The sequence below is a fragment of the Rhodococcus sp. P4_B6 genome (assembly GCF_056402215.1).
The window spans coordinates 1-14,862 of sequence record NZ_JBFUHV010000197.1 but is presented as its reverse complement, the minus strand read 5'-3'; the positions used below and the strand labels follow the sequence as shown (position 1 = coordinate 14,862).

The following is a 14,862-nucleotide window of genomic DNA, read 5'->3' as shown; positions in this document are numbered from 1 at the left end:
GTCCTACTCGAACGCCCCCTGCTTCGTCCACCACTCGTACATGGGTGTCATGCCGTTCGGGTCATCCGCGAACACCTTTCCGACCGCCAGATCGGCTTCGTTCGTCCAGGCGATGGCGGGCACCGGCGGAGTGTCGGCGGACATGAAACACGCCACCTGGCCGACGGTCTGGGGTTCACCGTGCGAACTGTACGGGCCGGGACCGCCGCCACCGTCCGGGCAGGAAATGACGTCCGTCTCATTGAGGACATCGTCGTAATGGCTCTGCAGTGCCGCGAGATCGGTGAACAGGAAGAAGCGGGCGGAGGGCGCACCGGTGGCTTGGTTCGGCTGGCAGGAGAGGGAGGAGAGTTCACCTGGGGTCGACTGTTCCGATTGGCAGTTGAATTCGCCGTATCCGGTGGGCATGACCTGCATCAGCTGCTGATCGGCGGCGGTGAATTGGCCGGACGGTTCCGGGGACGTCGGGGGTGCGGACACCTGCGCGGGAGCCGGTGCGGGCGGCGTGGGTGCCGGTTTCGCGAGCCACATCGCCACACCGGCCGCGGCCGCGACCACGACGAGCGCGGCGCCGGCGAAGACAATCCACATCCGCTTGGACGGACCCGGGCGCGGCGGCTGGCTCTGCTGGGGGCCGCCCCACCCCGGGGGCGGGGGTGGGGCGACCTGTGTGCTGTCCCACCCGGGGGGCGCGCCGGCCCCACCGTGTCCCGCGGTCGGTGAGTGTGAGTCGATCCAGGTGTCTGCGTTGGCATTCGGGGCACCGTGTTCTTGCGGTGGCACGGGGCCGTAGGGCGGAGGCGGCGGAGTGCGGGTGCCGTACGGCGGAGGCGGCGGCGTGCGGGTGCCGTACGGCGGAGGCGGCGGGGTGTCGATGTAGGTCGGTGGTGCGGCGGCGGGCGGCGGCGTGTGCGCCGGTGGGGGTGTGCCGGTCCGTCCCGCGGCATCCGGCGGGCCGGGCTCGGCGGCGTCGCCCTGGGTTTTCTCGATGAGGGTGGCGGCCTCGTCCTGATCGCCGGCGCTGAGGGCGTCGTGGGCGGCGAGTGCGAGATCGCCGGCGGTGGCGTAGCGATCCTGCGGGCTCTTCGCCATGCCGCGGGCGATGACGGCATCGAAGCCCGCCGGCACGCCGGGGCGCGCCACACTGGGCCGCGGTGGTGGCTCGAACAGGTGTGAGCTGATCTTCACCCGGATGCTGTCCGCCGGGTAAGGCCTTGCACCGGTGAGGCATTCGTGTAGAACGCAGGCCAGCGAATAGATGTCGGCGCGGTAGGTGACCTCGCTGCCGTCGCCCTCGAAGCGTTCGGGGGCCATGTAGTCGTAGGTGCCGACGGCGGTTCCCAGCGTGGTCAGCTTCTCGTCGGTGGCCGAGTTCGCGATGCCGAAGTCGACGAGGTAGGCGAAGTCCTGCCGGGTGACGAGGACGTTCTCGGGTTTCACATCGCGGTGCACGAGCTTGTCGGCATGGGCGGCGTCGAGGGCGGCGGCGATCTGGCTGATGATGGCGACCGCCCGCGGCGGGGCCAGCGGCCCGTAGCGGGTCAACAGTGAGCGCAGGTCGGCGCCCTGCACCAGGCGCATGTCGATGTACAGCACGCCGTTGACTTCGCCGTAGTCGTGGATCGGCACGACGTGCGGTTCCTGCAGGCGGGCGGCGGCGTGCGATTCGCGGCGCAGACGTTCGCGGAAGACCGGGTCGTCGGCCAAGGCGTCGGGGAGGAGTTTGAGCGCCACGGTGCGGTCCTTGTCGAGGTCGTACGCCTCGTAGACCTCGCCCATGCCGCCTTTGCCGAGAAGCCGCTTGAGATGGTAATGCCCGAACTGGGTGCCGATCCGTGATCCCTGCGCGGTGCCGCTCATCGTTGCACTCCCTTCGGCGCGATGGTCGCAGGCAGCCTTCCGCCGGCGACCATCGTGATCGGCAAGGGGAACGGGGAGTGCAGGTCGAGCAGTGGCGTCTGTCCCCTCGGGCGGGCCGCGCACGCGATCGGCGCAGGACGGGTGTTGCGGCGGGCAGGACCACGGCGCTCTAGAGGAAGCTCCCGCCCAGATTCCCCTCCATCGCTAGATCGCCTCGCGCGCGAGGCCGACAAAGTCGTTGCGCTACCACCCCGACTCTAATAGCTCGGTAGCCGAGACACAAGGAGTCCTGAAGGCACGGAGCCCTGGTCGATCCCGGGTACTCTGACAGGCATGGAACGCGATATTCGCTTGGCGCTGGCCGTCCGCGATCTGGTCCTGGCGGTGGAGCGGTATCGCGGTCACGCGGCGCGCGGGCACCTCCGCATCGGTGTGACCGAGACCGTGGCACTGGGCCATCTCTACGTCAACGGCCCTCTGACTGCGAGCGAACTCGCCGCCGAACTGACCATCACCAGTGCCTCCGCGACCGAGCTCGTCGACCGGATCGAGCAGGCCGGATACGCCCGGCGGGTGCCGCATCCCACCGACCGGCGCAAGCGGCTGATCTCGCTCAGCGACCACGGCCGCGACGAATTCAGTCGCATCTACGGGGAACTCGGCGAGATGCTCGGCGAGGTGTACCACCCGATGCCCCCCGCCGATCAGCGCCTGATCGATCAGTTCATCACCGAGGCCAGCGCCGCCATCAACAACCGGGTCCGGGCGGACGCGAAACCGCAGACCTCCCGACGAGCGCTGAACGACCAGACCCCGGCCTGACGGGCGCGCCGAGGCGGCCGGTGAGCGGTGGCAGAGGCTCCCGCTCTCACGAGATCGCACCCCGGATGGAGCACGGATCGGAGTCTTCCTGCGCGACAGTCGATCCGAGTGGCTCTCCGCAGGCCGCGGGGCTATCTCGGTCGCCAGAACCTATGCCAGTTCGAGCACCCGATTGTTCCCGAGGTCGGAGAGGTAGAGGTGACCATCGTCGCCGGCTGCGATTCCGGCGGGTCGATCGAGGCCCGTGAACGGAAGGGTGGTCGGGGCCGACGAACCGGACTCCAGTTCGAACACGTCGTTGGAGTCCAGGGTGGTCAGCAGCACATCGCCGGCGTCGGAGACCGCCACCGCGTTCGGTGCGTGACCGTCATTGAACGGCAGGGTGGCGGGGGTGGACGCCCCGGCAGTGAGTTCGAGGACCCGATGGTTCCGCGAGTCGGGGACGACGACATCGCCCGTATCGCTCACGGTGACATCGGTGGGCCGGCTGAGTCCGGTGAACGGCAGCACGGTGGGTGTCGAGGACCCGGCCACCAGTTTCAGGACCCGGTTGTTGCCCCCGTCCGCGACATAGACGTCTCCGCCGTCGCTAACCGAAACACCAAGGGGCTCATCGAGTCCGCTGAATGGCAGCGTGGTGGGAGTAGCGGAGCCGGCGACCAGTTCGAGGACCCGGTTGTTGCCCGTGTCCGCGACGTAGACGTTCCCGCGGGCGTCCACCGCAACCGCCAGCGGGTCGTCGAGCCCGCTGAAGGGCAGCACCGTTTGGGTGGTCACGCCGCTGGCCAGTTCGAGAACGCGGTTGTTCTTGGAATCGGCGACGAACACGGTCCCGTTCGCATCGACCGCGACCCCCTGCGGGCTTGCCAGGCCGGCGAAGGCGAGCGTGGTCTGGGTGCGGGCGGCCGGTGGGTGCGGCGATGCGAGATAGGCGGCGACCGCACCCACCCCCGCGCCCACGACCACCATCGCGGCAAGCACACCGACCACGATCGTCGTCGTCCGTCGCCACCAGCGCACCGGTCCGGGCTGCCCACCTGCGCGGGTGCCGCCCGGCCGGCCTGCGCCCTCGACACCGCGGTTCAGCGGCGGGGTGTCGATTCGCACCCGGCGCAGCGGGGTCGCCGCCCGGACCTGACGAGGAGGGCTCGGGGCGCGGATCCGGTCCGGTACCGGGGGCATCTGCGGGGTCCGGGTCTCCCGTGGTCCGGGCGCCGGCCGGGGGGACGACAGGGCGCGGCGCGCCGCCTGCGCCAAGGCGCCGCAACTGTCGAACCGGGTGTCGCGGTCCTTCGCCAGCGCCTGCCGGATCACCGGATCCATCGCGTCGGGAAGAGAGGGTCGCAGCACGGTCGGCCGCGGGATCGGCTGGTTGAGATGCGCATCGACCACCGCAGCGGCCGACCCCGAGTACGGGAGCCGACCGGTCAACAACTGGAACAGCATGCACCCGAGGGAATACACGTCGGCGCGGTGGTCGGGTTCGACGCCCGCCACCAAAGCCTCGGGCGCCGCATACACCAGGGTGGCCACCAGCATGCCCGTCCTGGTCAGACGCCGGGTCTCGTCCAAGTTCTTCGCGATCCCGAAGTCCGTCAGCAACACCCGCCACACCCCGGCACCAGCGGCCGGTCGCCCGGCGAGCAGCACGTTGGCCGGCTTGACGTCGCGATGCAGGATGCCGTGCTCGTGTGCGAAGTCGAGGGCCTGCCCGATTTCGGCGACGATGTGGACGGCCAGATCCGGTGGCAGCGGGCCGCGGCGCAGCAGCGTCGCCGCGTCCGTTCCCGCCACGTACTGCATGGCGATCCAGAGCCGGTCACCCTCGCAGCCCCGGTCATATACGGTCACGATATTCGGGTGCTCGAGTCGCGCGGTGTGTTCGGCCTCGCGCACGAACCGCGCCCGCATGTAGTCGTCGGCGGTCCCGTCGAGAACTTTCACCGCGACCCCCCGGGGCAGACTCCCGTGCCGCGCCAGATAGACCGTGCCCATCCCCCCGGTACCGAGCACCCGCTCGATCGTGAATCCGGCGAACATCGCACCCGGCACCAGATCGTGCTCGCTCATCCCCACGCACCCACCCTGCCCATCACGGAAGACCGCCTCACTCATTTCCGGTGTGCACGAGTAGTTCGTCCTCGTGAGGTCACTGTGGATGTCACCGCCGCCCTTACGGACCAGCTACCACACGAGCCCCCACCTCGCCTGGTGAACCGATCCATGGCACGCACCAAAGACTGTCGGCATGCCCGCCACGCGAGCAACAGYGGTGCGTCGGACGACCCGCAGACCGCTCGAACGCACCACCAAGTATAACTCGGTATCCGAGTTATACGGGTGCCGAGGCGGATCGTCGCGCCACCGAAATCGCGGACAGACCCATCCGTCCCCCGCACCGCTGGCGGCACGGGGGCACGAGGACCGGGCTCAGACGGGCAGCTGGTCGGTGTACAGAGGGCAGTACACCGACACCGAACCACCGATGACGTAACCCACGTCGTACGCGGACAGGGACGAATGCTGCAGACCCTCCGCAGCGACCTCCTCGAAGGTGGCGCCATCAGCGAATTCGCCGCAAATGTGATGGGCCAGCCCGACCCCGGCGTCGTCGGTGGTGAACGTGATCCCTTCATCGGCCATGCCCTCGAGGAACACCGCGTCCTGGCCGGAGAGCGAAGTGGCGGTATCGGCGTTGGCGATCGAGACGGCGCCGAGGGCACTCACCCCGATCACGGCGGCAAGGGTCAGGGTGCGGGCGGCGGTGGTGATACGAATGAACATAACAGGCGTTCCTTTTGTCTTCGTCGGGGGAAACTGACAAGAGAAAGTCTGGAAGACCGGCCTGATCGAACCCTTACCGAATTCTTGAGCGCCGAGAACGGAACCGACACGCAGACCCCCGAACTCGGCACAATGAATCGTCTCGAGTTCGATGCACACCTTCCTTCTCGGGAAGGTCATCCTTGTGCCGAATGTCTACCGCGCCGAGGTACGGGAGAAGACCGTGCACCTGGCCCTCGAGCACCGTGACGGGTACACCTGACGAGCACGAGGCGAACCGTACGAATATCCCCGAAAACGGAGACGCCGCGGGTGTGGGTCCGCAAGGCCGAAGCGTCCGATGGCGGCATGCCTGCTGCGTCGGCATCCGAGGCCGACGCCGAACTGCAGGCATTGCGGAGGAAGAACGCCGAGCTCGAAGACCATGGAAATACTAAAGACTGCAACGCCTTTATTCGATCGGGACGCTACCCGCCACACACGTGATCCGCCGGTTCATCGCCGAACATCGCGATCAGCTCTTCGGTCGCACCCATCCGCCCGGTGCTCACCGAGCGCGGATGCACGAACGCCTGGCGCAGCCGTCCGTTGTCGAGGCGTGCATTGTGGGACGCGTCCATCACCGCGTCGCCAGCCTCGTTCTACGTCGAGCGTAGCAAGCGCAGTCGACGCAGGCCGAAGTCTCTCTGCGACTCGCCCAAAGATGCTGGACCACCTGCACCATCAGGGCATCGAGATGGCCCGCCACACCGTCGAGCGACTCATGCGTAGCGCGGTGCCACCCCATCGAAGAGGGTCCGCACCACCGCGGCGGAGCCATCGGCGCCGCGGCCGCCGGAACTGATCGACCGGAACTTCCGCATCGATCAGCCCGACGCCCTCCACGTCGCCCACTTCACGTACGTGCCGATGATGCCCGGCTTCGCGCACACCGCGTTCGTCCTCGATGCGTTCGCCGGCACGATCGCCGATGGGGAGGTGTCGACGCCCAAAGAGAGCGCCTCCGCGCGGCGAGCGGAGAATCACACCTGCGCCGCGCGGGCGATGCACGGTAACCCATTGCGCGGAAGCATTATTCATCACATCGGGGTCGCAACATACGGCCCTGCGCTTCCCAGGAGACCCTGTTCCTGCAGGCACTGCTGCCGTCGATCGGGACGTTGGCCGACGCCTTCGACAACGTCCTCGCCGCGACGACCGCCGGATCCTACAAGGCCGAGGGCATCGCCGACGACTCCCCGTTCCGCATCGAGCCGTTGCGCACCATCAGCGACGTCGAGGAGGCCACCACGGCGTGAGTGAACGACCTCCCGCAGTGCCGTCCACCGCGGCCGATCGGGCACGGCGAAACCCTTCCCCCACACACCACAACGTCCGTCCCGGTCCAACAACGGACCGGGACGGACGTAATGCAGGGCACGCCGTATCAGCAGATCCAATATGTGGTCGAATAACCGTCGTCATACCAGCAGATGTAGACGTCGTCGGTGTGGCGCGGCGCGTCGGCCGACGCCGCGTTCGCTGCGCCGACACCACCCAACACAGACAAGCCGATAACCGACAGCAACATCGACGAACGGGCAAACCGGCGGATGCGGGGGGTAAACATGGCGGAAACTCCTCAAAACGGGGCGGAATGACAAATCCAAGAATCCGCCCCCACCCTTACCGATCCCTTATCGACTCCTGACCGATGGACCGAGCGACGGGACGAGTCCGCGAAAGGTCCTTCACGGACTGCTTACATCCGATCGACACACTGCCGCAACGGCAGCGCACTGCAGTCGGTGATCACGATCGGCCCGCCGCCGCGCCCCGATGGGCGGGAGTACCGCATTCTCAGCCCGTAGTTGATCCGCTACGCCGGCTACCGGCAACGCGACGGCCGGATCATCGGCGATCCCGCCCACCTCGAGATCACCGAGACCGTGACACGGATGAGCTGGCACGGCGCCGGCACGGCCTTCGAAGTTCTCCCGCTGCTGATCTCCACCCCCGACGAGCCCCTGCACCGGTTCGACGTGCCCGCCGACCTCCGGCTGAGGTCGACATCACCCACCCCGACTACGACTGGTTCGGCGACCTCGGCCTCAAATGGCATGCCGTCCCCGCCGTGTCGAACATGGACCTCGAACATCGGCGGGGTGATCTACCCGTGCTCCCCGCTCAGCGGCTGGTACGTCAGCACCGAGGTCGGGGCCCGCAACTTCTCCGGCGAGAACCGCTACAACATGCTCCCGGACATCGCCGCCAGGCTTAACATCGCCGCCAGGCTTAACATCGACACCAGCTCCGACCGCACCCCGTGGAAGGACCGGGCGCTGGTCGAACTCAACCGCGCCGTCATCCACAGCTACCGGCAGGCCGGGGTCATCATGGTCGACCACCACACCTGCGGCGATACCCGCGACAGGCGAACGGTCACGGGAGGAGGATCGAAAGCATGAACACCAACCAGACGACCGGAACCGAATGCGCACCCTGGTGCACCAACGAGGACGCCCGCGGGCGCACGGACCACACCTGCATGGGTGACAGCAGCGACTGCATCGAACTGACCGCAGCACTGGATTACCTCACATTGGACGAAGACGGCATCGAATCGTCGTTCTGCTTCGTCACGCCCGTCCGAGAGGCAGACCGTCGACCCGGCGTCTCAATGACCTGGGAGGTCGGTGACCACCCCGAGTTCCGGCCACGCCTGACACCAGGAGAGGCCCGCAGGATCGCCGCCGAACTGGTCGCGGCCGCGGACCTGATAGAAGGTGGCGGATAACCCACGAGCGACATTCGAGACCGGGTGGCGGCGCAGATCGGGATCGATCCGACCACGGCGACTCCGCTGGTCGTGTGCAGTGCTGATTACCGCGGTGATCGTTGCCATCCTCCCGTCGATTTTTGACGCCGGCCGCTGAGGGACCAGTCGCGTGCCAGGTCAGGCTGTAGCCTCACCTTCCTGACGCATTCTCAGTGCGTCGACACTCGGCGCAACACCGAACTCACGACGGTACTCCCGGCTGAACTGAGAAGCACTGCTGTAACCAACGGAATGTGCTACTGCCGCAATGTCGTGCGGACGTTTGAACAGTTGAAGTCGTGCTTCTTGGAGGCGAATTCGCTTCTGGTACTGAATTGGGCTCATCGCGGTAACCGCGCGGAACTGCTTGTGGAACGACGAGATGCCCATCCCGCTCAGCTGCGCCAATTCCTCGACCTGGATCGGTTCGAATGCGTTGGAACGCAGGTGCCGGATAGCACGACCGATATAGGTCAGGCTGCTGTCCCTGAGGCCGATCTGGCGCACCGTTGGTCCGGCAGGGCCGGACAAGACACGCCACAGGATCTCGCGCTCGAGAAGTGGTGCGAGGACTGGTGCGTCGACCGGCCGTTCTATCAGAGCCAGCAGTCGAGCGACCGCGTCGAGCATTTCCGAGGTCGCCGGATTGATCGAGATGCCGGGGGGCGGGGGCTTCAGTATCCCGGGGAGGCCCGAGGCCGCCTCCACAAGTAGTTCGGCGATCGACGACGAACGAAGTTCGAGTGCAAAACCGAGGTAGGGCTCGGCACGGGAAGCTCGAACGTAGTCGCCCGTTATCGGGAGATCGACCGCAACGGTCATGAAGGTCCCCGGTACCTGGTCATACACTCTGTCGGCGAGCGCGATTCGCTTCGCACCCTGCATCGAGAACGCGAGAATTGGCTCGGCGATCGACGGAGTTGGTTTTGTGGGGTCGGTGATTCTGTTGATCCGGACGCCGGGCAGCCCTAGGTTTTCTTTGTGCGCGTGAGCGGTGATCAGTCTGCGGATCTCTTCGATACTCACGTGATGTTCCTGTTCTCGAAATCCCTGCTGAACCGATCATATGACGTTCGAAGTCGGCGCCAGGGCAGTTGGCGTTCTGGAGTCAACCGCGCCTGGCGGTGGTTCCTCATGGGCTTTCGGGTCCGGAAGAGGCTTTAGAGCCGCTCGCCGCCGGACACCTCGAGCACCTGCCCGGTGATCCACGCAGCTGCATCACTCAGCAGGAACGCGATGACCTTTGCGATATCCTCGGGCTCACCGACCCGGCCCAGAGCGAACGCGTGGCTGATGGCCGGAAGCATTTCGGGCATCTTCGTGAAGGCGTCGTCGGCAATTCGTGTCCTCGTAGTTCCCGGCGCGACGCTGTTGACGCGGATTCCGCGCTCAGCGAGCTCTTTTGCCCAGAATGCGGTAACGGTGTGTATCGCGCCCTTCTGCGCGGCGTAGGCGGAGTAGCCCTGGTTCACTCGGTTGGGGAGCGCCGCGGTGCTGCCGGTGTTGACGATCGCTCCGCCATCAGCGAGCACTGGAAGAAGTTTCTGCGTCAGGAAATACGGGCCTTTGAACAACACGTTGTGGAAGTGGTCGAAAGTTTCCTCGGTGATGTCGGCGAACATCGCGGGACCACCCACGCCCGCATTGTTGACCAGGTAGTTCACCTCGGAAGCATCCCAGCGGGACGCCACCTCGACCTTCACATGGGCGACGAATTCGTCGATGCTGGATATGGCGGCGAGGTCCAGCGGGAGCGCGACCGCGGAGCCACCCTCGGCGGCGATCTTCGCGACGGTCTCCTCGCCCTCGCTCTTGTGGGACCGGTAGGTCGTGATGACACCGAGGCCTTGCTTGGCAAGTTGTCGGGCCGTGGCCTGGCCGATGCCGGCGCTGGAACCGGTGACGAGTGCGATCTGCATGTAAACCACCTCTTCGATTGCCGAGTGTGCTCGGTTGATTTCCATTCAAGGAGACCGAACTCCGTCGCTGTAGACCGTTGCGCTCCAATGCTTGCCTATTCCTCTGCGGCGTGGGCGAAACGAGGCGCCCGACACAACTGTCGTAGCAATGGGCAAGAGGTGGAGAGCATCGGTCTACGAATTTTCTCGATGCGCTGGCTTGATTGAGTCATGAACGCAAACTACGGATTTACCTGCACGATGACCGCAAAGCCGGGCATGGGAGACCAACTGGTCGAGCTCCTGCTCACGGGCCTCGACGAGGGCAACCCGGCCGCCACGGAATGGTGCGTTCTGTATCTGGTGAGCCGCTCGGCCGCCAACCCTGACGTCGTCACGGTCCAGGAGGGCTGGACGACCGAGGAGGACCACCACCGGATCTTCGCCGGAGAGGCAGCTCAGGGAATCGTCGCACAGTTCGCCGACATCCTGGCCGGCGAGCCGACCTACGGCGACCTCATCCCCGTCCGAGGCAAGGCCGACTACCAAAAATTCTCCGCGCCTTCCGAACTCAACAGCACCAACGCGGGTCAACCGCACCCCAGGAACCAGACTTGACCTTCCCCCACCCTCCCCTCGACCCCGAACTCCAGGATCTTCTCTTCTCCATGCCGGAAACACCGCCGCTGGACAAGCAGACCCTCGAAATGATCCGCCCCTACGCGACCCTTCCCGCCGAAACCGCCATCGCCAGTCATCTCCCCGTCGACCGTCAGGAAATCTCGATCGCGAGCTTCGACGGCACCCAGATCCCGGTCACCATCCTCAGACCTATCGGCATCGATCTCACCGACGGCAACGCACCCTGCGTCTACTGGCTCCACGGCGGCGGAATGATCATGGGCGACCGCTACTCCCAGATCGACATTCCGCTCGATTGGCTCACCAGGTTCGGCGCGGTCGTCGTCTCCGTCGACTACCGCCTGGCACCCGAGTTCTCCGGCACGACGCTCGTCGAGGACTGCTACACGGGCCTGATCTGGACCGCAGATTACGCCACCGATCTCGGTATCGACCTGAGCAAGCTCGTGATCGCCGGTACCAGCGCCGGGGGCGGACTTGCCGCCGGCACTGCCCTGCTCACCCGCGAACGCAAGGGTCCCGCCATCGCCGCCCAGGTTCTGATCGGCCCGATGCTCGACCATCGAAACAACACCGCCTCGAGCCACCAGTTCGACGGACCTGTCATCTGGTCGCGCGACGCGAACGCTTTCGCCTGGCACTCAGTGCTCGCGGATATCGGCGACGGGCCTGTCCCGAGTTGCGTCTCGCCGGCTATCGCAGACGACCTCTCCGACCTCCCGACCACCTACATCGACGCGGGCTCGGCTGAGGTCTTCCGAGACGAGGCCGTCACCTACGCCACACGAATCTTGGCCGCCGGCGGCCAAGCCGATCTGCACGTCTGGGCCGGCGGATTCCACGGCTTCGACGCACTCTTCCCGCACGCCGCGCTCTCCCAGATCGCCCGGCAGACCCGCAGCGATTGGCTCGGTCGTGTCCTTGCCGGCGCCGCTACGCACACCCCCACCGCAACCGACAGGTAGGCACCGCAGAGACAACCCAGCGTGAGCCGCTGCAGACAAGCGCAGCGCCTCACGCTGCAAACGCCTGGTCATCGACAATCACCGAGTCGCCGCGACCACGCCATCGTCGGCCCCGCCCAGCGGGGCCTGAAGAACCCCCGCCACCTGGAGCACCATGAAATCCACCACGCGGAGCCAGATCGTCATCACCGGCCCACGGTCCTCAGTGTCCGAGCTGGTCGTGGCCCTCGAGTCCGAAGAGTTGGGACGCACACCCTGCACGCCGCCGCTTCCCATCGACACAGTGACCGCCCCGAAACAGCGAACATGCCTGACCCCGTCCGGCACTGCCCCGCAGGTCGAGGCAGAACCACCAAGGGTCACGGGACCAACGCTGACAACGACCGAGACCGGCCTCGAAGTCCGCTACACCGTGGAAGCCGACGGCAGCTCCGCGCGAGCGGTGGAGGCCCTTGCCACACAGGTCCCCGAGCTGACTGTAATCCTGGCTGAACAGCAGGAGACCGACCTCACCGAACTCACCGCCTACCGCGGCGGACGACGCATCGCCGCGGTAGACTGCGCATGCAACGGGATCGTCGTTCTGCCGTCACGGCACCAGCTCACGCTCCAGGAGTGCATCGTCCAGGCAAGCGAACGTGCGCTCGTGACCGGAAGCCTCCTGCCATTCGCAGTGTTGGACGACGTTCGCGGCAACGGCACCCTTCGTCACGACACCGGCGCCTGGAACGCGACAGTCATCGACTGCACCGACGGCACGACACTTACACTGGCGCAGCCGGACCCGGAGGTATGGACCGCACGGATGGTCCTTACCGACGCGCGTGCACTCGCCGATCTCCTCCCGCTTCAGGCGGCCGAGGAATCCCCGATCGACACCCTGTCAGCGGTCTTCGATGACCTCCTGCCTTACGCGCTTTTCGCCAGAGACGCCTACCAGCTGCGCGACATTGCAGTGCTCGCCTGCGCGTGGGCTACTGGCCGCAGCGTTGATGCCGAAGTCGAAGAAGCGGTCGCGGAACTTTGCCGGCGACTTCCCGTTCGAGCCGTCGCGGAGGCCGCGATCGGATCGGATGAAGAAACACCTGCTCGTGAGGCACTCATCCAGACTCTGAACCGCTTGAGCACCGACCAATGTGGTCTGCGCGTCGTTGGGGGTTCGGCGTCATGACTTCCGGCAGGGCAGCTGGCCACCGCAGCACCGCGAGCTTGACCGACGCAGAGATATTCGTACGCGAGACGATCCGCCAGTGGAACACGGTCGGTGCTGTCGCTCCGAACAGTGCCACACTGGCCCATGCACTCCAGGTCGGCAGGGTGGGCACTCCCCCGCAGCGACAGCGCCATCAGTTGCAGTGCCGCCACCTCCGTCCGTCGACCGGGCAGCGCTGCTACCTCGTCCCGATCGAGGGTGAGCCCACCCCTCGTCAACCAGAAAGGACGCGACTCGTCGACGACGAAACGCAATGCTGTGGAATCGATTTCGCCCAGCTCCTCTCGTACTCGCATCCGGCTCAGCGGCAGTCCGGTGCGCGTGGTCGACCCGCCCGGACTGCCTGGCGCCCGTCGCACAGTCAAACGTTCTCCGGTGAGCGCCTCCACCACGCCGGCAAGATCGTCCGAGGACAGATGACCGTTCGACGCGCCCGCACCGTCCTCATTCGAGGTTTCCTCGCCGGTCTCCTTCATCGGATACCAACTCCCCGTCGAATTCTTTTGACAGCACAAAGTATATAGATGAACCGCGGGTCACCGCCGAATCACCGAGCACGGTGAACGACAGTGCTACCCCGCGTAAACCGGGTCTTACCAGGGGTGTTTGCGGCGACCGTGGTGGAGGTGCACCATCGGGGTGGTGCGCAGACTCCGCTGGCCCGCGACCGCACCCCCGCCCTGCGGCGGTGTCCAGGTGCACGGTCGCCTGCAACTGTCCGCGGACACCCACCTGACCCTGAACCTGTCGCGGATCATCGCATATCCCTCCGGTCTCGCGGTGCACCTGACCCTGACCGCGACGGGCCACCCAGCCGAACGGGCCCAGCACGAAACCCGGCCACTCACCGACCCCGCGGACCCATCGGCGCAGTGGTCGTATCTGGATGTGTGGGCCGGGACGGACTACCTCGCGGTCGCCGACCCGTACCTGCACCACCCGGATCGGCAGGAGTCCACCGCGGGGACATGCCGGTACCGGACCCAGCCGATGTACTGGCTCCCGGTCTCGCCACCGGCACCGAGGGTGGCCCTGACCGCCGAATGGCCACGGATCGGCCTCCCCGCAAGCGTGACCACCGTGGCACTGTCCCCGGCCGAACACACCCCAACACCCCGCCGCAGGTGAGGTCCGGATGAGTCCGGGCGAGTTCCGATCGACACCCCGGAGCTCCGGATAGCGTGCCGTGAGCCGGGCGACCGGGTGGTGAGCCTCGGAAAGTTGCTCACACAGGGTGCCCTCCTCCGGCCAGAGGCGCGCACCCAGACGGTCCGAAAATCCGGGATCAACCGAGACGGCGACGCTGCGATCCAGCGACACATCGCCGCAGCCCACCGACCGACACGTCAACCCGACAACCCACGGGCTCGGCGCCTGAGGTTCCCCCCGAACGGTGGACAAGGGGGTTGCGTGCCTCAGGCGACTCCCACCTGAAGCAACTTCTCGTAGCTGTCGGGACTGTGCATCCCCACCGTAGAGTTCCGTCGAACAGTGTTGTAGAAGACAATCCAGTTGTCAACGCCAGCAACGAGATCAGCCTTCGTTGCATAGACGTGCCGATAGTATTCTTCATGCTTGAAGATCGACCAAAACGATTCGGATGGACTGTTGTCCCAACAAATCCCGGTCGCACCCATCGACCGACGCAACCCGTGCTGCACACACGACGCCGCGGTCAGGTGGGCAGTGTATTCCCCACCCCGGTCCGAATGCAGGATCGTCTCGCGACACCGCCCACCGCGCGTGGCCACGGCTCGATCGATGGCGGTGGTGACCATCTCGGCGCTGATGTGATTAGCAATGCTGTATCCCAACACCTTCCGTGAATGACCGTCCCGGATCGCACACAAGAACATGTCCCCCTCACCGCACGTGAGGTAG

At 66.2% G+C, this 14,862-nt stretch carries 14 protein-coding genes and 1 pseudogene; 8 read left to right on the top strand and 7 right to left on the bottom strand.

Annotation, left to right across the window (positions count from 1 at the left end; all coding sequences use genetic code 11):
• Positions 1–3: 3 nt before the first annotated feature.
• Positions 4–1,860 (bottom strand): serine/threonine-protein kinase, encoded by a 1,857-nt coding sequence (locus tag AC1DWT_RS43810; protein ID WP_206012451.1) that lies wholly within the window; start codon positions 1,858–1,860, stop codon positions 4–6.
• A 333-nt stretch (positions 1,861–2,193) separates the two neighbouring features.
• Between AC1DWT_RS43810 and AC1DWT_RS43805 the strand changes: the two genes are divergently transcribed.
• Positions 2,194–2,682 carry a MarR family winged helix-turn-helix transcriptional regulator gene (locus tag AC1DWT_RS43805; protein ID WP_095863929.1) on the top strand — a complete coding sequence of 163 codons (489 nt, stop codon included), beginning with the start codon at positions 2,194–2,196 and terminating at the stop codon, positions 2,680–2,682.
• Positions 2,683–2,832: 150 nt separating this feature from the next.
• Here AC1DWT_RS43805 and AC1DWT_RS43800 read toward each other — a convergent pair whose 3' ends face one another.
• A complete protein-coding gene (locus tag AC1DWT_RS43800) occupies positions 2,833–4,752 on the bottom strand; it encodes a serine/threonine-protein kinase PknD (protein ID WP_192582075.1) in 1,920 nt (639 codons plus the stop codon).
• Positions 4,753–5,112: 360 nt separating this feature from the next.
• The gene (locus AC1DWT_RS43795) at positions 5,113–5,466 is read right to left on the bottom strand and encodes a DUF732 domain-containing protein (RefSeq protein WP_179377696.1); all 354 of its coding nucleotides are present in this window, start codon (positions 5,464–5,466) and stop codon (positions 5,113–5,115) included.
• A gap of 1,160 nt (positions 5,467–6,626) precedes the next feature.
• Between AC1DWT_RS43795 and AC1DWT_RS43790 the strand changes: the two genes are divergently transcribed.
• A complete protein-coding gene (locus tag AC1DWT_RS43790; protein WP_179377694.1) occupies positions 6,627–6,764 on the top strand; it encodes a hypothetical protein in 138 nt (45 codons plus the stop codon).
• A 128-nt stretch (positions 6,765–6,892) separates the two neighbouring features.
• Here AC1DWT_RS43790 and AC1DWT_RS43785 read toward each other — a convergent pair whose 3' ends face one another.
• The gene (locus tag AC1DWT_RS43785; protein WP_095863927.1) at positions 6,893–7,075 is read right to left on the bottom strand and encodes a hypothetical protein; all 183 of its coding nucleotides are present in this window, start codon (positions 7,073–7,075) and stop codon (positions 6,893–6,895) included.
• Positions 7,076–7,232: 157 nt separating this feature from the next.
• On the opposite strand from AC1DWT_RS43785, the pseudogene AC1DWT_RS43780 reads away from it, so the two are divergent.
• Positions 7,233–7,859: pseudogene (locus AC1DWT_RS43780) on the top strand (nitric oxide synthase oxygenase); the annotation flags it as partial.
• A gap of 50 nt (positions 7,860–7,909) precedes the next feature.
• Positions 7,910–8,242: a DUF6907 domain-containing protein gene (locus AC1DWT_RS43775; RefSeq protein ID WP_095863926.1), complete on the top strand. Its 333-nt coding sequence runs from the start codon at positions 7,910–7,912 to the stop codon at positions 8,240–8,242.
• 159 nt (positions 8,243–8,401) lie between these two features.
• Here AC1DWT_RS43775 and AC1DWT_RS43770 read toward each other — a convergent pair whose 3' ends face one another.
• Positions 8,402–9,289 carry an AraC family transcriptional regulator gene (locus tag AC1DWT_RS43770; protein WP_206012452.1) on the bottom strand — a complete coding sequence of 296 codons (888 nt, stop codon included), beginning with the start codon at positions 9,287–9,289 and terminating at the stop codon, positions 8,402–8,404.
• A gap of 134 nt (positions 9,290–9,423) precedes the next feature.
• The gene (locus AC1DWT_RS43765; RefSeq protein WP_206012453.1) at positions 9,424–10,182 is read right to left on the bottom strand and encodes an SDR family NAD(P)-dependent oxidoreductase; all 759 of its coding nucleotides are present in this window, start codon (positions 10,180–10,182) and stop codon (positions 9,424–9,426) included.
• Between the two features lie 210 nt (positions 10,183–10,392).
• Here AC1DWT_RS43765 and AC1DWT_RS43760 point away from each other — a divergent pair, with 210 nt between their 5' ends.
• The 4 genes from AC1DWT_RS43760 (at position 10,393) to AC1DWT_RS43745 (ending at position 14,109) form a co-directional block, all read left to right on the top strand.
• Entirely contained in the window at positions 10,393–10,779 is a 387-nt protein-coding gene (locus AC1DWT_RS43760; protein WP_206012454.1) for a putative quinol monooxygenase, read from the top strand.
• On the top strand, positions 10,776–11,768 hold the full coding sequence (locus AC1DWT_RS43755; protein WP_206012455.1) for an alpha/beta hydrolase: 993 nt from the start codon (positions 10,776–10,778) through the stop codon (positions 11,766–11,768). The genes AC1DWT_RS43760 and AC1DWT_RS43755 overlap by 4 nt, the downstream gene beginning before the upstream one ends.
• 205 nt (positions 11,769–11,973) lie before the next feature.
• The gene (locus AC1DWT_RS43750; protein WP_206012456.1) at positions 11,974–12,939 is read left to right on the top strand and encodes a hypothetical protein; all 966 of its coding nucleotides are present in this window, start codon (positions 11,974–11,976) and stop codon (positions 12,937–12,939) included.
• A 684-nt stretch (positions 12,940–13,623) separates the two neighbouring features.
• On the top strand, positions 13,624–14,109 hold the full coding sequence (locus AC1DWT_RS43745) for a serine/threonine protein kinase (protein ID WP_179377703.1): 486 nt from the start codon (positions 13,624–13,626) through the stop codon (positions 14,107–14,109).
• Positions 14,110–14,396: 287 nt separating this feature from the next.
• On the opposite strand, the gene AC1DWT_RS43740 is transcribed toward AC1DWT_RS43745, so the two are convergent.
• Positions 14,397–14,862, bottom strand: a 466-nt coding sequence (locus tag AC1DWT_RS43740) for a transposase (protein WP_477925570.1), incomplete at its 5' end; no start/stop codon positions are given.